Source organism: Nocardia blacklockiae (assembly GCF_015477355.1).
GTDB lineage: Bacteria > Actinomycetota > Actinomycetes > Mycobacteriales > Mycobacteriaceae > Nocardia > Nocardia blacklockiae.
The window spans coordinates 485,163-502,332 of the sequence record NZ_JADLRJ010000002.1 but is presented as its reverse complement, the minus strand read 5'-3'; the positions used below and the strand labels follow the sequence as shown (position 1 = coordinate 502,332).

Below are 17,170 nucleotides of genomic sequence, written 5' to 3'. Positions count from 1 at the left end.
ATTCGCCGAGGTGATCGTTCTCGCGCGGGGCGCGGAAAAGGTCATGGAACCGCTGACGCGGCCCGATCCCGCTCGGGAATGGCAGCAGTGCTTCACGCCCGTCGACGATTCGGTGTTCTCCGGCAACGGCACCGGGTCGAGCGAATGCTACGCGTGGGTCATTCAGTTCTATCGATTGGTGTGGAAAGGCCTGTTGCCTCACCTCGAGTCCCTGCCCTGGCCGGATCCCTATTCGGTGCAGGTCCTGGTTCGCGACGAGGAGGACGACTGTTTCGGCCTGTGGATGCTCTACGACGGCAAGCTGGTGGAGGTTCCCCTCCCACACACCCGACGGCAGCCCATGCCTGGCGACTCCGTCACGGGTGTCCTGCTGAGAACAGACCGCGACGCCCCCAACCAGCCCGCGGCGGATTCCCTCAACCCCCCGTAATCACCGCCACCGCAAGCTCTTTGGCTTCCTCGCCCACCTCACCGACCCGGAACCCCCGTTCTGTGATGTGCCGCACCAGTTCCGGTTCCGGCGCCAACCCGTGCTTGCGGAGGTAGTGCGGTACCGCCCCGGCCCAGATCCACACCCCGTCGGTCCGATAGTTCAGCGGCACGTCGTGCTCGTCGGGAGCGAACTCGTCCACATCGAGGTGCCGCGCGGCCAGAACCACCGGCGCACCCTCCAGATACCCCAGAACTGCTTCCAGCACTTCAGGATTCACCGCCGCCCGCTCGGCAACCGGCCGCCCACCCGAATCCCGCCCGTCGTAAACCCGCGCCAGCCGCAACTGCACACCCGCTCCAGTCATCCCCGAACCCCCTCGCTCGCTGTTCAAGGCGATCGTAGCCGCTGCCCGCCGCGCCCGGTTGCCCGATCCGCGGGCCCGGTGGCCGTTCTCGGTAGTCTTCGAGCATGACGATCCAGCCGGTGGATTCGCTTCCGCACGAGATGACCGAGGAGCAGTATCGGCAACTGCCCGAGGACGTCGCCCGCGAGATCGAGGTCGTACACGGTCATGTGATCGTGTGCGAATCGCCCACACCCGAGCACAACCGGGTGGCGCGCCGCTTGGCCAATGCCCTGGAGCAGTTTCCGAGCACGGAGTCGTGTATTCGCGTGGATACGGATATCGACTTGGTGCTGTGGCGGGTCCCGAAGTTCACTTTCCGCCGGCCGGACGTGATCGTCTACCGATGCCTGGACGAGCCGGGCAGCAAGCCCGAGTCGCCCGATGCGCTGATCGTCGTCGAAGTGTCGTCGCCCTCGACGGCCGCCGAGGATCTGCTCGACAAGAAGGCGCAATACGCCCGCGTCGGCATCCCGCTCTATCTCGTCGTGATGCTCGACGAGAAATACCGGATCGACGAGGTGCTGGAATTCCGCCTCGACGCGTACGCCCGCGAATACCGGCTACACCGCCTGCACCGTGACGGCTTGTTGCGGCTGGAACATGTTGTGCTCGGCGAGGTTTCGTTCGACGAACTCGTGCGCTGAGGTCAGTGGGTGTGTGGGGGGACCGTGGGGCCCTCGCTGGCCTGGACCAGGACGAAACCCTGGCCGCGGAAGGCGAGTTGCATGGCCTCGCCGCTGCCGCGGCCGATCAGGGCGCCGGCCTTGAAGGTGCGGTTGACGCCGACCTGGAGGCTGGTGCTCCAGGCGACGGCGGACTGGCCGTCGGCGAAGGTGGGGGCGCGGCTCGCGTCGAGCATCACCGGCGCGCCGTGGGTGGTGACGGCGACCCAGCCGGTGCCCTGCAGGGTGGTGTTGAACAGGCCGCCGGCGGCGATGCCCGCGCCCTGCACACGCTGGATATTGGAGGTCAGGCTCGGGTCGTAGGCGAGGACGTTGGCACCGTTGACGGTGATGCCCTCGTTCTCCAGGAAGAACAGCTGCACGTCGGCGGCGTCGTCGGCGAGGAACAGCAGCCCCTGCCCCTTGACCCGCATCAGCTGCACGCCCTCGCCGGTCACGGCCTTCTTGATGAATTTGCCGAGGCCGCCGGCGCCTTCGTAGTCGAAATCCATCTGGCCCTGGAACGCCACCATGGACCCCTGCTTGGCCAGCACGTCACCGTTGAGCTGGACCCGCAGCATCTTGGAATTCTGTAGAGCGAAATGTCCGGGAAGCTGGCCCTGGTCCAGATTGCCGAAAAACGAACTGCGCATAACCGAGCGGCCTCCCGTGTCCTGTTTGTCCCCGCTGGCCCGCAGTATATCCGCGCGAACCCAGGACGCCACGGGAAAGCCGCTCGGCCGCGAAACCGCCTAGAGGGTCACGCGCTGCTCCGGCGCGAGGAACAGCTTGTCGCCCTCCTTGACCCCGAAGGTGCCGTAGAACTCGGGCAGATTGCGCACTACCTGATTGCAGCGAAACTCGTTGGGGGAGTGGGTATCCGTGAGCAGCTCGGCGGTGAGTTCCTTGGTCTGCTTGCCGCGCCAGCTGCGCGCCCAGGACAGGAACATGGCGCGGTAGTCGGGCTCGGTGCCCTCGCGCTGCGCCGCGATCCGGTAGGCCGCCAGCGCGATCTGCAAACCGCGCAGGTCGGCGAGGTTCTCGCCGAGGGTCAGCTCGCCGTCGACGTGCTGCTCGGGCGCCAGCCCCTCGGGCACCAGCGCGTTGAACTGCTCCACCAGCTGCTTCGACTTGGCGTCGAACGCGGCCCGGTCCGCCCCGCTCCACCAGTTGCGCAGATTGCCGTCGGCGTCGTATTTGGAGCCCTGGTCGTCGAAGCCGTGGCCGATCTCGTGGCCGATGGTCGCGCCGACCGCGCCGAAGTTCACGGCGAGCTTGGCGTCCTTGCCGAAGAACGGCGCCTGCAAATAGGCTGCGGGGAAGGTGATCTCGTTGTTGGGCGGGGAGTAGAAGGCGTTGACGGTCTGCGGTGTGCTGTTCCACTCCGACTTGTCGACCGGCTTGCCGAGGTAGTCGAACATGCGCTTGGCCTCGAAAACATTGATGGCGCGCAAGGATTCGATCAACTTGCCCCGGGTGATGCGCAGCCCGGAGTAGTCGGTCCACTTGTCCGGGTAACCGAGCTTGACGTTCATCTTGTCGAGCTTCACCAGCGCCGCGTCCCGGGTGGCCGGCGTCATCCAGCTGGAATTGCGGAAATCCTCGCGGTAGGCGCTCATCAGGTCGGCGACCATCTTCTTGACCTCGTCCTTCGCCTCGGGCGGGAAGTACTTGGCCACATAGAGTTTGCCGAGCTGCTCGCCGAGCTGGTCGTCGACGATCGAGACGCCGTACTTCCAATTCTCGGGCCGCTCCTTCTGCCCCGACATCACCGTGCCGAAGAACTGGAAGTTGGCATCGTTGATCGCCTTCGGCAGGTACTTGGCGAACGCGCGAATCAGGCTGAGCTTCAAGTAGTCCCGCCAGACAGCGAGGTCCGTCTCCGCCCAGATCTGCCCCGCCGCGGTGACGAACGACGGCTGCCCCACCACGACCTCGCCGAACAGGTCCTTGGGCCGGTCGGTGTTGCCGGTCAGCCACGGCTCCCAGTCGAAACCCTTACCCAGATCGGTCAATTGGGCCCAGGTCATGCGGTTGTAGGTGGCGTTGGCGTCGCGGACGCGGACGTTGTTCCAATGGTTCGCGGCGATCCGGGTCTCCAGGTCGAACACGCGCTGCGCCGCGCCCGCCGGGTCGGGCAGCCCGGCGCCGGTGCCGATCCGCTCGAGATAGGTCCGGTAGGCGGCGCGGATCTCGGCGTGCTCCGGCTTGCGGTAGTACTCCTCGCCGAGCCCGATGCCGGATTGGCTGACCGACGCCACGTAGCTGTCGGTCTTCTTCCGGTCGACGCCCACGCCCAGCCCGATCAGTCCGCCCAGCGGCAGTTCTCCCATCACGTGCGCGAGGTCGGGTTTCGTTGCGGCGCGGTCGATCCGGTCGAACAGGTCCTGCAGCGGGGTGATGCCCAGCCGCTCGACGGTGTCGAGATCGACGCGCGCGTCGTACAGATCGCGGATGTGCTGCGCCTCGGTGTTCGGCTCGGGATCCTTGATGCCGTCGATGATTTCGCGCAGCTGGCCTTGGGTGCGCTCGAATGCCTCACTGGCGGCGCTGTATCCGGCCTTGTCCGGCGGAAGCTGGTAGTCGCGCAACCACTTTCCGTTGACGTAGCGGTACAGGTCGTCCTGCGGGCGGACCGCCTCGTCGACGCCGGTGAGATCCGGGCCGTTGAGCTGTTTCGGCGCGGCGTCGTTCGAGCAGCTCGCCAGCGCGGCCGCCGCCGGCGCCAGCCCCAGGGCAATCAGAAACGCGCGACGCGGCAGGCGCACCGGACCCGACGATGTCACCAGAAACCCCACTCCCCGGGGTCTCGCCCCCGTGCTCGTAGCCGACTTGCTGGCATGAGGCTACCGGGGCGGACGCGCCGAGGGTGGGTCGAACGTGTCAGAGCGTGACGCGCTGATCCTCGGGAAGGTACAGCTTGTCGGCGTTCGTCACGTTGTAGGTCGCGTAGAACTCCGGAAGATTGCGGACCACCTGGTTGCAGCGGAACTCCGACGGGGAGTGCGGATCGCTCGCGAGCTGACTCTCGGTGGCCTGCGGAGTCTGGATGCCGCGCCACGTCCGGCCCCACGATTCGAACATCTGGTGATAGTCGGGAGCGTCGATCCCGTCACGCTGCTGGGCGATCCGGAACGCGGCCAGGGCGATGGCCAAACCGCGCAGGTCGGCCAGATTCTCGCCGACTGTGAGTTCCCCGTCGACGTGCCGATCCGCCGGCAGTCCCGCGGGCACCAGGGCGTTGTACTGGGCGATCAGCTGTTTCGTCTTGGCGTCGAAGGCGGCCTTGTCCGCCGGTGTCCACCAGTCCCGCAGATTGCCGTCGCCGTCGTATTTCGAGCCCTGGTCGTCGAAGCCGTGCCCGATCTCGTGGCCGATCACCGCGCCGCCCGCGCCGAAGTTCACCGCCGGCAGCGCGTCCTTGTCGAAGAACGGCGGCTGCAGGAACGCCGCCGGGAAGACGATCTCGTTGCCGCTGGGGTTGTAGTAGGCGTTCACGGTCTGCGGCGGCATCGCCCACTCGGACTTGTCGACCGGGGTGCCGAGCTTGCCGAACATGCGCGCGGCCTCGAACGCGGTCACCGCGCGCAGCGACTCGACCAGCTTGCCGCGGGTGATGGTCAGCTTCGAATAGTCCTGCCACTTGTCGGGGTAGCCGATCTTGGGGTTGACCTTCTCGAGTTTCGCGAGGGCCGCCGCCCGGGTGTCCGGCGACATCCAACTCGAATCGCGGAAGTTCTCCCGATAGGCCGCCATCAGATCCGACACCATCTGATTGGCGCGATCCTTGGCCTCGGGCGGAAAGTACTTGGCCACGTACAGTTTTCCGAGCTGCTCGCCGAGATTCTGGTTGACCAGCTCCACCGCCGACCGCCACCGCTCCGGCCGCTGCTGCATGCCCTGCATGGTCCGGCCGAAGAAGTCGAAGTTGGCGTCGGCGATGTCCTTGTTCAGATACGGCGCGTACTCGCGCACCAGCGCCAGCTTCAAATAGTCGCGCCAGGTGGCGATATCGACCTCGTCCCACAGCTTTCCGGCCTCGGTGACGAACGACGGCTCGCCGACGACCAGGCTCGCGAACAACTCCTTCGGGCGGTCGGTGTTGCCGGCCAGCCACGCGTCCCACGCGAAACCCGGTGCGAGAGAAACCAATTCGGGCCAGGTGCGCAGATTGTAGGTGGCCGCGGCGTCGCGGGTGCGGACGTTGTCCCAGAAGCCGGCGGCGATCCGCGTCTCCAGGTCGACGACGCGTCGCGCCAGCGCCGCCGGGTCGGGGAAGCCCGCGCCGGTGGCGATGCGCTCCATGTAGGCGCGGTAGGCGGCGAACTTCTGCGCGTACTCGGGCTTGCGGTAGTACTGCTCACCGAGCCCGAGTCCGGCCTGGCCGATCATGGGCAGATAGGCGTTGGAGTTCTTCGGGTCCGCGCCCACGCTCAGCCCGATCAGGCCGACGCCCGGCAGCGCGCCCATGACCTTCGCCAGCGCGGTCTTGTCGGCCGCGCCGTCGACCTGCGCGAACAGGTCCCGCAGCGGGGACATGCCGAGCCGTTCGACCTCGTCCTCGTTCATGCGGGCGTCGTACAGGTCGCGGATCTGCTGGTCGGCGCTGCCCGGCTCGGGGTCGCGAATGCCCTCGATGATCTGCCGCAGCTCGCCCTCCACCCGGTCGTGCACCTCGTCGAAGGTGCCGAAGGACACCTTGTCCGGCGGCAGCCGGTACTCCGCCAGCCACTTCCCGTTGATGTGCCGGAACAGGTCGTCCTGCGGGCGGACCGCCGGATCGACCCCCGACAGGTCCGGGCCGGTCAGCGGCTTGGCGGCCGCGGAATCGGAATCGCAGGAGGCCAGCACCGCCGCGGCGGGCGCCAGCCCGAGGGCGGCCAGGAAGGTGCGGCGGGCGAGGGCGGTCGGACGCTCGGGCGCGGTCACTCGGTCTCCTCCACGGATGTCGTGCGCTTGCTCGGACGTAGCCTCGGCGACGTTAGTGGAGCGGGCTGAGGAAAGACTGAATCGACGGGCCGCGTCCCCCGATTTTGGCCCGACCTGCGCCTTCGTTACACTGGTCGGGTTGCCTGCGGGACCACTGTGCCCGCACTCCGGCCGCGAACCCACAGTGGTGGACCCTCTGGATCCGTGAAACCGCTGGCAGGCGCGCGTGCGGAGGGCAACAGGCCATGCCCGTCGGGTCGGTAATCCGGCGTGCATATCGTCCAGGTCTAGGAGGAGCTGAAGTGATTCAGCAGGAGTCGCGACTGCGCGTCGCCGACAACACGGGTGCCAAGGAAATCCTGTGCATCCGCGTGCTCGGCGGGTCGTCGCGTCGCTATGCCGGTATCGGCGACGTCATCGTCGCCACCGTGAAGGACGCCATCCCCGGCGGCAACGTCAAGAAGGGCGATGTCGTCAAGGCTGTCGTCGTGCGCACCACCAAGGAGCGCCGCCGTCCGGATGGTTCGTACATCCGCTTCGACGAGAACGCCGCGGTGCTGATCAAGGCGGACAACGATCCGCGCGGCACCCGCATCTTCGGCCCCGTCGGCCGCGAGCTGCGTGACAAGCGTTTCATGAAGATCGTTTCGCTGGCCCCGGAGGTGCTCTGACATGAAGGTGCACAAGGGCGACACCGTGCTCGTCGTCTCGGGTAAGGACAAGGGCGCCAAGGGCAAGGTCATCCAGGCCTACCCGAAGACGGACAAGGTCCTGGTCGAGGGCGTGAACCGGATCAAGAAGCACGTCGCGAACTCCGCGAACCAGCGCGGCGCCAGCTCGGGCGGCATCGTGACCCAGGAGGCGCCCATCCACGTCTCGAACGTGATGGTTGTCGACTCCGACGGCAAGCCGACCCGCGTGGGTTACCGCACCGACGAGAACGGCAAGCGGGTGCGTATCTCCCGTCGCAACGGGAAGGACATCTGATGACCACCACGGAAAAGATCCAGCCGCGGCTGAAGCTCCGCTACCGCGCGGAGATCAAGGACGCGCTGAACAGCGAGTTCAACTACGCCAACGTGATGCAGATCCCGGGCGTGGTGAAGGTCGTCGTGAACATGGGTGTCGGTGACGCCGCCCGCGACGCCAAGCTGATCAACGGCGCGGTCGCCGACCTCGCCCTGATCACCGGCCAGAAGCCGGAGATCCGCAAGGCCCGCAAGTCGATCGCGCAGTTCAAGCTGCGTGAGGGCATGCCGATCGGCGCGCGCGTCACGCTGCGCGGCGACCGCATGTGGGAGTTCCTGGACCGCCTGGTCTCCATCGCGCTGCCCCGTATCCGCGACTTCCGCGGCCTGTCGCCGAAGCAGTTCGACGGCAACGGCAACTACACGTTCGGCCTGAGCGAGCAGTCGATGTTCCACGAGATCGACGTGGACAAGATCGACCGCCCGCGCGGTATGGACATCACGGTCGTCACGACGGCTACCAACGACGAGGAAGGCCGCGCGCTGCTCCGTCACCTCGGCTTCCCGTTCAAGGAGAACTGAGCATATGGCTAAGAAAGCTCTGATCAACAAGGCCAACGCGAAGCCGAAGTTCGCCGTTCGCGCCTACACCCGCTGCCAGCGCTGCGGCCGCCCCCACGCGGTCTACCGCAAGTTCGGCCTCTGCCGCGTGTGCCTGCGCGAAATGGCGCACCGCGGCGAACTCCCGGGCGTCCACAAGTCCAGCTGGTAATACGCTGACCGCAAATGCGGTGGTCCGTCCCCGACGGCCCACCGCATTCGCGTATCTAGTACCGAGTCCACCGTCGACGTGGACAGGCGTTCCGGAGGGCCGTTAGAGTTCGGTGCATGAATGGGGGGCCTTCGGTCGGTACCGACCGCTGGATGCCGCACTGGGGGCGGGCATGATCGTCGACTGGCAGACGTACTACGACTACAACTACGCCATTGCGAACAAAAGCAATCCCGCGCCACCCCCGCCGAATGTGACTCAATTCGGTGAGTACAAGGTCGCCATCCCCACTTCGGTGGCCAACAATGGGGTCGGCTTCACCGACCACGGAGGCGTCAAGGCATTCTTCGACAAGCTGTTGTCCGACGTCATCTCCTCCTTCGGCAAATTGCCCAATGGCGATACTCGTAAGCTCGACAAGGCGCATGCGGCCTGGAATACATTCGTCAACCACAGCACTATCACCGGTGCTTCCGGCCGGATCGCGGCGATCTCCGCACTGTTCGACGGCATGGACGCGGCCGCGAATCGGCAACTGATCCAAGACCACTTCGCGACCTTGAAAACCAGCGCTGACACCGTCGCAGCGGCAGGTGGCGCGATGGCCGCGCCCATCAAGAGTTATCACGACGAAAGCGTCGCCCTCGGTCGCGAGACCACCAAGACGATCAACACCCTGGAGCTGACCATCGCGGCCACCGCGATTGTCGGCGGCGCCCTGGCATTGTTCAGCCTCGGCACTTCCGCCGCCGCAGCAACAGCCGCGATCGAGGCAGACGTACTCACCACGGTCAATGCGATCCAGGCAACCTACCGAGCCAGCCAGATGACCAGGGTCATCGGCCTCGGAGCACTCGCTGCCGGCGGAATAGGCGTCATCGACGCTTTCCACGCTCTTCCATCCATCGACCTCGACAAAGCCATCGCCGGCCTGGCCACCATCATCGCGATGAAGGCGGTCGTCGATGCCGACAGTTCGCTGACCGTTGCAACCAGATACGAAGACCTGGATCATGCGCCGAGTATTCCGCTGGGAGATTTAACAGACGAATCCGAAGGATATGTCAAGGAAAAGCACGTCGAAGGCGGCGAGAACGTCACTCCCGGCAAGAGCACATTTCGTAAAGGCGAGAATCTCGACAACTTGGTCGATGGTGCTCGAGGGGTGGAAGCGCGTGGGCCCAACGACTACGGAAATTACGAGCGCGAAGTCGATGCCGGTCGAGTCATCGGAAAAAGGTCGCCAGACAGTGGTGGGCAGCCGACAACGCGGTACAAGGTGATCACCGACCGCTGGGGTACCGTCATCAACATGTATCCGGTCTAGGAGGGCTGTTGAGCATTACGGTCATAATTCAGGGCTTGAATCATAAAGAGATCGAGTCCATCTCGGGGCCTCTCGCGCAGTGGCTGACGGACAATGTGCTGGAAGCCCCGCTGGGGTCTATGTTGCGGGGCGTTCACCAATATGCCGATACGATGTTCAATTCGTATCAACTCACGTTCTTCTCGGACGAATTGGCGGGCATGGTGCCGAAGAGCGACCATGACGCGGAAATGATCGCAGCGCTACGGGATGCTGCTCAACGAGCGATCGATGTCCACGGCTATCTGTGGTTCAGCGGAGACTGATGCCGCGGCGAGTCGCGGCATCGGAATCGATGGTCCACGCGGGGGGTTCAGGCGCAGTGGATCAGGAACTCGAGCGTCACGGGCTCTTCGAGTTTCACGTCCGCGGTCCCGGTGGCGGTCTCGTCGGCTTGGCAGCCGGAGGGTGCGGAGGTGACGGTCGCGCGGTAGCAGCCGGCTGTGGTCACGTTGTGACCGGCGTTGCCGTCGCGGCCGGTGGTCGCGGTCCCCACCTCCGAATCGTCTGTGCAGGAGGTGAATCGCACACCCACGCCGGGCACCGGGAAGTGCTCGTTGCCTGTCCAGGTGTGCACCGTCAGATTCGCCGGAGTGCCGGCTGCCGAAGTCGGCGCACCCGAAGCCTGCACCGCACTGCTGACAGCCGCGGGCTTACTGTCGGTCGAGTCGCCGCCGGAGCAGCCGGCCAGCGTTATCGCCGCCGCGAACAGACAGAACGCCGGTATTACGGTGCGCACAGGATCTCCTCTCCGCGGGCCACACGGCCTCCGCGCTCGCGTCACACCATAGACCGGGTTGCGAACGAGTCGCGCCTCAAAGTCGGCGGTGGTCATGGTCGTCCACGCGGAGCCACTCAGCTCTGGCCGACCAACTCGGACAGGAAGCGACGTGTAGCGGGGTCCACGGAATATATGACGACACCTCGCATTCCGCGGGTCAGCAGCACCTTGTAGATATTTCTGACCAGTACGTCGAAGGTGTCGGGGGCGACAGGCTTCTTCTTGGTTCCCTTGAGAGCGGGGTCGAACGTCTTTTCCGGAACCGAAATCAATTGCCCGTCCCGTGCGACCAGGTCGGGGCCGAGAATCACGCCACCCCAATCGTATTCGAAACCCTGAGCGGTGTAGATGCATCCGATCTGGCCGAAGCCGCGGGGGTCTGTCGCCCAAAGTGGACTCGGCGGCGCGTCGCCGACAGCGCGATCGCCACGCAGATTCCAAGGCCTTTCCCAGTCGCCGATGGATACGTCGGCCACCAGCGCGCCGTCCTCGGTAGGCGAACTCCACGGCCAGCAGTAGCCGGCCGACATCCGAGCGGTGAATCCGTCAGCGTTCTTCTGCCGCAGGAACTCCTCCATCTCTTCGGGAGAGTCGGCTGTGCGCACATCGAAGGCCGGATCGCCGGACCACGGGGTGGGACCGCCGACGCGCAGACCGAGAAGTCGACGGACCCATTCCTCGTACGCGGCACTGCCGCCGCAGCGGAACTGTCCGTCCAACTCGATTTCGTGCACGAGATAGCCGGAGCGCGCTGCGTGAGATTTGATCTCCTTGACAGTCCCGACCTCGTCGGGTCGAACGACCTGATGCTCGTCCAGCAGGAAGACAGGAACGCGGGCGACCGCCATCAGCTCGTCGAGTTGGGGGCGGTTCGTGCGGGCGGCGCGCGGGGTGAACCGATTCGTCGACACCTCCCGAATACGGTGTGCTTCGTCGCAGATGAGAACGTCGAGTTCGTTTGCCGGAAGATCGGCGAAATTCCGGAAGTACTTGAAAAGGCCTTGAAGCTCGGTGGAGCCCTTCGCCGGGAACTTGCGAAGGGACTCCGTGAACGCCGACGAGCCCGTGGCATGGCGTACCCGATACCCGTCGCGATGGAGTTCCGCGAGTAGCGAGACCGCGATCAGACTCTTGCCGCTGCCGGGTCCGCCGGTGACGATGACGACGCTCTTCCGGTCGGACTGCCTGGCCAGGCGGACCTGGGTCATCACCGCTTCGTACGCGAGTTTCTGATGGTCCAGGAGCGTGTACTCCGTGGCAGCCCGCAGTTCGGCACCCGTGAAGGCGAAAAGGTTCGGTTTGGGGCGGATTGCGCTGGTGAGCAACCTGTCCGCTGCTTCGACACCGGTCTGAGGCGCGAACTGGGCCTTCAGATATGCCCGAAGTTCGTGGTGTTGCTCGCCCGTGAACAACCTGCCCATCGCATCCGGTTGCCGCGCGCGCAGCGTGCTCACCGAAGTCTCGGTGGCGTTGTGGAGATATGCCACGCCATGGACCGACTCGGGGCGGGTGTGCAGCGCTTCGACGAACTGGGTCAGGTATCTGCAGTAACCGCGGACCTGATCGATCGGATGCAGCTGCTCGTCACGGACACCGGAGGCGCGGACGATCCGATCGCTGTTCCAGGTGAGCTCCGCTCGGCTCCACTGCTTCAACTCGATGACGACGTAATTGTCCTCGCCGGTCTCCGGATGAACACCTGCCAGAATCACATCGGCCCGGCGACTGGACTCGGGTAGTCGGTACTCGATGAGCATTTGGACTTTGCCGAGGCCGATCTCGCTCAAATCCGTGGCGAGCCACGGCAGGCTTACGTCCCACGACCGCTGTTCCGCGGTGCGTTGTTGCCGGCGTTTCCGGCCCAGATGCTCGGTCACCATCGCTGACAGCTGTTCCTCCGCAGACAACGCCAGCACTTCTTCGGCGGTCGAGCGGAACCGGTCGTGGCGTGGTAGCGGCAGGTCAGAGCAGCCGGGTGTGAGCGAGCCCATGCCACCCCGATTTCAACCCCACCCCCGCCCCCATCTACACTGAACCGGTTGCCTGGGGCTGAACTGTGCCTGTGGTGCGGTGTGATGCCCGGGCGACGTGCCACTTTTCCGGTCGGCAAGCAGTGCCGGCCGGACCAAGCCGAATTGCTGTAGGCCCACGATCCGGGCGCCGAGAGGCGTGCGGGTGCTGTATGGGAACCGCGGCGAGAAAGGTGACGGTCAACCTATGACCATGACTGATCCGATCGCAGACTTCCTGACCCGTCTGCGCAACGCCAACTCGGCGTACCACGATCAGGTGAAGGCTCCGCACTCCAAGCTCAAGGCGAACATCGCCGAGATCCTGAAGCGCGAGGGCTACATCGCCGACTTCCGCACCGAGGATGCCCCGGTCGGCAAGACCCTGATCGTCGACCTGAAGTACGGCCAGAGCCGGGAGCGCAGCCTGCAGGGTGTGCGTCGCGTCTCGAAGCCGGGTCTGCGGGTGTACGCGAAATCCACCAACCTGCCCAAGGTGCTGGGCGGCCTCGGCGTGGCGATCATCTCCACGTCCCAGGGCCTGCTCACGGACCGTCAGGCCAAGCAGCACGGCGTGGGCGGCGAAGTCCTCGCCTACGTCTGGTAAGGGAGGTAGGAACAATGTCGCGTATCGGTAAGAAGCCGGTTCCCGTTCCCGCCGGCGTCGAGGTGACCATCGACGGCCAGAACGTGTCGGTCAAGGGCCCCAAGGGCACCCTGTCGCACGTGGTCGCCGAGCCGATCACCGTGAGCCGCGCCGAGAACGGCGAGCTCGAGATCATCCGTCCGGACGACGAGCGCCGCAGCCGTTCCCTGCACGGTCTGACCCGCACCCTGATCAACAATATGATCGTGGGTGTCACGCAGGGCTACGAGAAGAAGATGGAAATCTTCGGCGTCGGTTACCGCGTGCAGCAGAAGGGCTCGAACCTGGAGTTCGCCCTCGGCTACAGCCACCCGGTGCCGATCGAGGCGCCCGAGGGCATCACCTTGAAGGTGGAGGCTCCCACCAAGTTCTCGGTGTCCGGCATCGACAAGCAGAAGGTCGGCCAGATCGCCGCCGTCATCCACCGCCTGCGCAAGCCCGACCCGTACAAGGGCAAGGGCATTCGCTACGAGGGCGAGGTCGTGCGGCGCAAGGAAGGGAAGACGGGTAAGTAAGCCATGGCCCAGACTGATACTCAGAAAGCCGCGCGCAAGCCGCTCGGCAAGGATGTGTCGACCCGTCGCCGAGTTTCCAAGGCGCGCCGGCACTTCCGCCTGCGCAAGAAGGTCGTCGGCACCGCCGAGACGCCGCGCCTGGTCGTGTTCCGCTCCGCGCGGCACCTGCACGCCCAGCTGGTGGACGACTCGGTCGGCAAGACCCTCGCCGCCGCCTCCTCGGTCGAGGCCGACGTGCGGTCGCTCGAGGGCGACAAGACCGCCAAGGGCAAGAAGGTCGGCGAGCTGCTCGCCGCCCGCGCCAAGGCCGCCGGTGTGGAGAGCGCGGTCTTCGACCGCGGTGGCCACGACTACCACGGCCGGATCGCCGCCCTGGCGGACGCCGCTCGGGAAGGCGGGTTGAAATTCTGATGACCAACAGCAAGCGCAACGGAAGGAACGTCTGATGCCGGGACGTCAGCGGCGTGACGGCGGCAACGGACCCGCCGGACAGAACAACGAGGGCGGCCGCCAGGAACGTGGTGGCGGTCGGGACCGTCGCGGCGACCGTCGCGACAATGCCGCCGAGAAGAACCAGCTCGAGCGGGTCGTCGCGATCAACCGCGTCTCCAAGGTCGTCAAGGGTGGTCGGCGCTTCAGCTTCACCGCCCTGGTGATCGTGGGCGACGGCAACGGCATGGTCGGCGTCGGCTACGGCAAGGCCAAGGAAGTGCCGGCGGCCATCCAGAAGGGTGTCGAGGAGGCGCGCAAGAACTTCTTCCGCGTCCCGATGATCGGCTCCACCATCACCCACCCGGTGCAGGGCGAGGCCGCCGCCGGTGTCGTCATGCTGCGTCCGGCCTCGCCGGGTACCGGTGTGATCGCCGGTGGCGCGGCGCGCGCCGTGCTGGAGTGCGCCGGTATCCACGACATCCTGGCCAAGTCGCTGGGCAGCGACAACGCCATCAACGTCGTGCACGCGACCGTGGCCGCCCTGAAGCAGCTGCAGCGTCCCGAAGAGGTGGCGGCCCGCCGTGGCCTGCCGCTCGAGGACGTCGCTCCTGCGGGCATGCTGCGTGCGCGCGCGGGAGTAGGAGCCTGACATGGCACAGCTGAAGGTGACCCAGATCAAGTCCACGATCGGCGCCAAGAAGAATCAGCGCGAGTCGCTGCGCACCCTCGGGCTCAAGGGCATCCGCAAGTCCGTGCTGCGCGAGGACACCGCCCAGAACCGCGGGCTGATCAACGTCGTGCGCCACCTCGTTACCGTTGAGGAGGTCAACGCATGACCATCAAGTTGCATCACCTGCGCCCGGCCCCCGGCGCCAAGACCGAGAAGACCCGCGTGGGTCGCGGTGAGGCGTCGAAGGGCAAGACCGCGGGCCGCGGTACCAAGGGTACGAAGGCGCGCAAGAACGTGCCGGCCCGCTTCGAGGGCGGCCAGATGCCGATCCACATGCGGCTGCCGAAGCTGAAGGGCTTCACCAACCCGTTCCGGACCGAATACCAGGTCGTGAACGTCGGTGACCTCGCCCGGAAGTTCCCGGACGGCGGTGCGATCGACAAGGACCAGCTGGTGGCCGCCGGCCTCGTTCGCAAGAACGAGCTGGTGAAGGTGCTCGGCGAGGGCGAAATCGGTGTGGCCGTTCAGGTTTCCGCCGACAAGTTCTCCGGCTCCGCCAAGGAGAAGATCACCGCCGCCGGTGGCACCGCCACTGAGCTGGCTTGACAGTTACTCTCTGTAGTAGGGGGCGCCGGACGGGTGAGAGCCCGTCCGGCGTCGCTGTTAGAGTCAAGTTGTTGTCTGCCTCGCCCATGTCGTTAGCCAGGAGGATCTGTGCTTTCCGCCTTCGTGTCGGCTTTCCGGACCCCGGACCTACGGCGGAAGATTCTCTTCACGCTGGGCCTGATCGCGTTGTACCGCATCGGTGCGTCGCTGCCGTCGCCCGGTGTGGACTACAAGGCGATCCGCCAATGTATCGATCAGGTGTCCGGCGGTGACAACGCCGGGATCTATCAGCTGATCAACCTGTTCTCCGGCGGTGCGCTGCTGCAGCTTTCGGTGTTCGCGATCGGCATCATGCCGTACATCACCGCGAGCATCATCATCCAATTGCTGACCGTCGTCATTCCGCGCTTCGAGGAGTTGCGCAAGGAAGGACAGTCCGGCCAGACGAAGATGACGCAGTACACCCGGTATCTGTCGATCGCGCTGGCGATTCTGCAGGCCACCGGCCTGGTCGCGCTCGCGGCCCGCGGGCAGTTGTTGCGCGGCTGCCAGCAGGACATCATCGCCGACAACAGCATCTTCGGGATGATCATCATCGTGCTGGTGATGACCGCCGGTGCGGCGCTGGTGATGTGGTTCGGCGAGCAGATCACCGAGCGGGGCGTCGGCAACGGCATGTCGCTGCTGATCTTCGCCGGTATCGCGGCCCGCATTCCGGGTGAGGGCAAGGCGATCCTGGACAGCAAGGGCGGGCTGATCTTCGGCCTGGTGTGTGTCGGCGCGTTCCTGGTGATCGTGGCGGTGATCTTCGTCGAGCAGGGTCAGCGCCGCATTCCGGTGCAGTACGCCAAGCGCGTGGTGGGCCGCAAGATGTACGGCGGGTCCTCGACGTATCTGCCGTTGAAGGTCAACCAGGCGGGCGTGATCCCGGTGATCTTCGCGTCCTCGCTGCTCTACCTGCCGAACCTGGTCTCTCAGCTGACCCAGTCGAATTCCACCGATCCCAGCTGGTGGCAGAAGATCATCCAGCAGTACCTGGTGGATCCGACGAACCCTGCGTACATCGGCATCTACTTCGCGCTGATCGTGTTCTTCACCTATTTCTACGTCGCGATCACCTTCAACCCGGAGGAGCGCGCGGACGAGATGAAGAAGTTCGGCGGCTTCATTCCCGGGTATCGCCCGGGTAAGCCGACCGCCGACTATCTGAACTTCGTATTGAGTCGGATCACCCTCCCCGGCTCGATCTACCTCGGTGCCGTGGCGGTGTTGCCGAACCTGTTCCTGCACCTCGGCAACTCCAACGGACTGCAAAACCTGCCGTTCGGCGGCACCGCCGTCCTGATCGTCGTGAGCGTCGGCCTCGATACGGTCAAACAGATCGAGAGCCAACTGATGAACAGAAATTACGAAGGGTTCCTCAAGTGAGACTCGTACTGCTCGGACCGCCGGGTGCCGGCAAAGGCACGCAAGCCGAATTGCTGTCGGACAAGCTGGGTGTTCCGCACATCTCCACGGGGAATCTGTTCCGTGCGAACATCTCGCAGCAGACTCCGCTGGGCCGCGAGGCGCAGAAGTACCTGGACGCCGGGAACCTGGTGCCCAGCGACGTGACCAACCGCATGGTCGAGGCCCGCATCGCCGAGCCGGACGCCGCGAACGGCTTCGTGCTCGACGGCTACCCGCGCACCGTCGACCAGGCCGAGGCCCTGGAGAAGATGCTCAAGGAGTCCGGCCGCGAGCTGGACGCCGTGCTCTGTTTCGTGGTGGCCGAGGACGTCGTGGTGCAGCGCATGCTCAGCCGCGGCCGCAACGACGACAACGAGGCCGTCATCCGCAACAGGCTACGGGTGTACCGCGAGGAGACCGAGCCGCTGCTCGAGCACTACGACGGACAGGTCGTGTCGGTCGACGGCGTCGGCGAGATCGAAGAGGTCAACGCCCGCGCGCTCCGGGCCCTGGGTCGCTGACGCGA

The 17,170-nt window shown here is 65.5% G+C and carries 22 protein-coding genes; 16 read left to right on the top strand and 6 right to left on the bottom strand.

Annotation, left to right across the window (positions count from 1 at the left end; translation table 11 throughout):
• The first annotated feature begins 10 nt into the window (after positions 1 to 10).
• The gene (locus IU476_RS08190) at positions 11 to 430 is read left to right on the top strand and encodes a hypothetical protein (protein ID WP_228823327.1); all 420 of its coding nucleotides are present in this window, start codon (positions 11 to 13) and stop codon (positions 428 to 430) included.
• Here IU476_RS08190 and IU476_RS08185 read toward each other — a convergent pair.
• The gene (locus IU476_RS08185; RefSeq protein ID WP_195098312.1) at positions 417 to 782 is read right to left on the bottom strand and encodes a hypothetical protein; all 366 of its coding nucleotides are present in this window, start codon (positions 780 to 782) and stop codon (positions 417 to 419) included. The two genes, IU476_RS08190 and IU476_RS08185, sit on opposite strands and share 14 nt — an antisense overlap.
• Before the next feature lie 119 nt (positions 783 to 901).
• Here IU476_RS08185 and IU476_RS08180 point away from each other — a divergent pair, with 119 nt between their 5' ends.
• A complete protein-coding gene (locus IU476_RS08180; protein ID WP_195098311.1) occupies positions 902 to 1,483 on the top strand; it encodes a Uma2 family endonuclease in 582 nt (193 codons plus the stop codon).
• 2 nt (positions 1,484 to 1,485) lie between these two features.
• On the opposite strand, the gene IU476_RS08175 is transcribed toward IU476_RS08180, so the two are convergent.
• The 3 genes from IU476_RS08175 to IU476_RS08165 all read right to left on the bottom strand — a co-directional run bounded on the left by IU476_RS08175 (position 1,486) and on the right by IU476_RS08165 (position 6,430).
• Positions 1,486 to 2,154: an AIM24 family protein gene (locus tag IU476_RS08175; RefSeq protein ID WP_195098309.1), complete on the bottom strand. Its 669-nt coding sequence runs from the start codon at positions 2,152 to 2,154 to the stop codon at positions 1,486 to 1,488.
• Between the two features lie 99 nt (positions 2,155 to 2,253).
• Positions 2,254 to 4,287 (bottom strand): M13 family metallopeptidase, encoded by a 2,034-nt coding sequence (locus IU476_RS08170; RefSeq protein ID WP_324193930.1) that lies wholly within the window; start codon positions 4,285 to 4,287, stop codon positions 2,254 to 2,256.
• Between the two features lie 97 nt (positions 4,288 to 4,384).
• The gene (locus tag IU476_RS08165; RefSeq protein ID WP_324193929.1) at positions 4,385 to 6,430 is read right to left on the bottom strand and encodes a M13 family metallopeptidase; all 2,046 of its coding nucleotides are present in this window, start codon (positions 6,428 to 6,430) and stop codon (positions 4,385 to 4,387) included.
• Between the two features lie 302 nt (positions 6,431 to 6,732).
• Between IU476_RS08165 and rplN the strand changes: the two genes are divergently transcribed.
• The 6 genes from rplN to IU476_RS08135 all read left to right on the top strand — a co-directional run bounded on the left by rplN (position 6,733) and on the right by IU476_RS08135 (position 9,802).
• Entirely contained in the window at positions 6,733 to 7,101 is a 369-nt protein-coding gene (rplN, locus tag IU476_RS08160; RefSeq protein ID WP_040745724.1) for a 50S ribosomal protein L14, read from the top strand.
• A gap of 1 nt (position 7,102) precedes the next feature.
• A complete protein-coding gene (gene rplX, locus IU476_RS08155) occupies positions 7,103 to 7,417 on the top strand; it encodes a 50S ribosomal protein L24 (RefSeq protein ID WP_187686704.1) in 315 nt (104 codons plus the stop codon).
• The gene (rplE, locus tag IU476_RS08150) at positions 7,417 to 7,980 is read left to right on the top strand and encodes a 50S ribosomal protein L5 (RefSeq protein WP_195098305.1); all 564 of its coding nucleotides are present in this window, start codon (positions 7,417 to 7,419) and stop codon (positions 7,978 to 7,980) included. Before rplX ends, rplE begins: the two co-directional genes overlap by 1 nt.
• Positions 7,981 to 7,984: 4 nt before the next feature.
• Complete coding sequence (locus tag IU476_RS08145) at positions 7,985 to 8,170, top strand: type Z 30S ribosomal protein S14 (RefSeq protein ID WP_029923637.1); 186 nt, start codon at positions 7,985 to 7,987, stop codon at positions 8,168 to 8,170.
• Positions 8,171 to 8,342: 172 nt separating this feature from the next.
• Positions 8,343 to 9,497 carry a hypothetical protein gene (locus IU476_RS08140; RefSeq protein WP_195098304.1) on the top strand — a complete coding sequence of 385 codons (1,155 nt, stop codon included), beginning with the start codon at positions 8,343 to 8,345 and terminating at the stop codon, positions 9,495 to 9,497.
• An 8-nt stretch (positions 9,498 to 9,505) separates the two neighbouring features.
• Positions 9,506 to 9,802, top strand: coding sequence for a hypothetical protein (locus tag IU476_RS08135; RefSeq protein WP_195098303.1), 297 nt, complete (start codon positions 9,506 to 9,508; stop codon positions 9,800 to 9,802).
• Between the two features lie 47 nt (positions 9,803 to 9,849).
• Here the strand turns inward: IU476_RS08135 and IU476_RS08130 are convergent, their stop codons facing one another.
• On the bottom strand, positions 9,850 to 10,275 hold the full coding sequence (locus IU476_RS08130) for a hypothetical protein (protein ID WP_195098302.1): 426 nt from the start codon (positions 10,273 to 10,275) through the stop codon (positions 9,850 to 9,852).
• Between the two features lie 116 nt (positions 10,276 to 10,391).
• The gene (locus IU476_RS08125) at positions 10,392 to 12,308 is read right to left on the bottom strand and encodes a DUF2075 domain-containing protein (protein WP_195098301.1); all 1,917 of its coding nucleotides are present in this window, start codon (positions 12,306 to 12,308) and stop codon (positions 10,392 to 10,394) included.
• Positions 12,309 to 12,534: 226 nt separating this feature from the next.
• Between IU476_RS08125 and rpsH the strand changes: the two genes are divergently transcribed.
• The 8 genes from rpsH to IU476_RS08085 all read left to right on the top strand — a co-directional run bounded on the left by rpsH (position 12,535) and on the right by IU476_RS08085 (position 17,165).
• Positions 12,535 to 12,933: a 30S ribosomal protein S8 gene (gene rpsH / locus IU476_RS08120; protein WP_187686712.1), complete on the top strand. Its 399-nt coding sequence runs from the start codon at positions 12,535 to 12,537 to the stop codon at positions 12,931 to 12,933.
• 14 nt (positions 12,934 to 12,947) lie between these two features.
• Complete coding sequence (gene rplF, locus IU476_RS08115; RefSeq protein ID WP_195098300.1) at positions 12,948 to 13,487, top strand: 50S ribosomal protein L6; 540 nt, start codon at positions 12,948 to 12,950, stop codon at positions 13,485 to 13,487.
• A 3-nt stretch (positions 13,488 to 13,490) separates the two neighbouring features.
• Positions 13,491 to 13,898, top strand: a complete 408-nt coding sequence (gene rplR, locus IU476_RS08110) for a 50S ribosomal protein L18 (protein ID WP_195098299.1) — start codon at positions 13,491 to 13,493, stop codon at positions 13,896 to 13,898.
• 34 nt (positions 13,899 to 13,932) lie between these two features.
• Complete coding sequence (rpsE, locus tag IU476_RS08105; RefSeq protein ID WP_195098297.1) at positions 13,933 to 14,568, top strand: 30S ribosomal protein S5; 636 nt, start codon at positions 13,933 to 13,935, stop codon at positions 14,566 to 14,568.
• Between the two features lies 1 nt (position 14,569).
• Positions 14,570 to 14,755, top strand: a complete 186-nt coding sequence (gene rpmD / locus IU476_RS08100; protein ID WP_195098295.1) for a 50S ribosomal protein L30 — start codon at positions 14,570 to 14,572, stop codon at positions 14,753 to 14,755.
• Positions 14,752 to 15,195, top strand: a complete 444-nt coding sequence (gene rplO / locus IU476_RS08095; RefSeq protein WP_195098294.1) for a 50S ribosomal protein L15 — start codon at positions 14,752 to 14,754, stop codon at positions 15,193 to 15,195. Before rpmD ends, rplO begins: the two co-directional genes overlap by 4 nt.
• A gap of 108 nt (positions 15,196 to 15,303) precedes the next feature.
• Positions 15,304 to 16,623, top strand: a complete 1,320-nt coding sequence (gene secY / locus IU476_RS08090) for a preprotein translocase subunit SecY (protein ID WP_195098293.1) — start codon at positions 15,304 to 15,306, stop codon at positions 16,621 to 16,623.
• Entirely contained in the window at positions 16,620 to 17,165 is a 546-nt protein-coding gene (locus tag IU476_RS08085; RefSeq protein WP_195098292.1) for an adenylate kinase, read from the top strand. The genes secY and IU476_RS08085 overlap by 4 nt, the downstream gene beginning before the upstream one ends.
• The last annotated feature ends 5 nt before the right edge of the window (positions 17,166 to 17,170 follow it).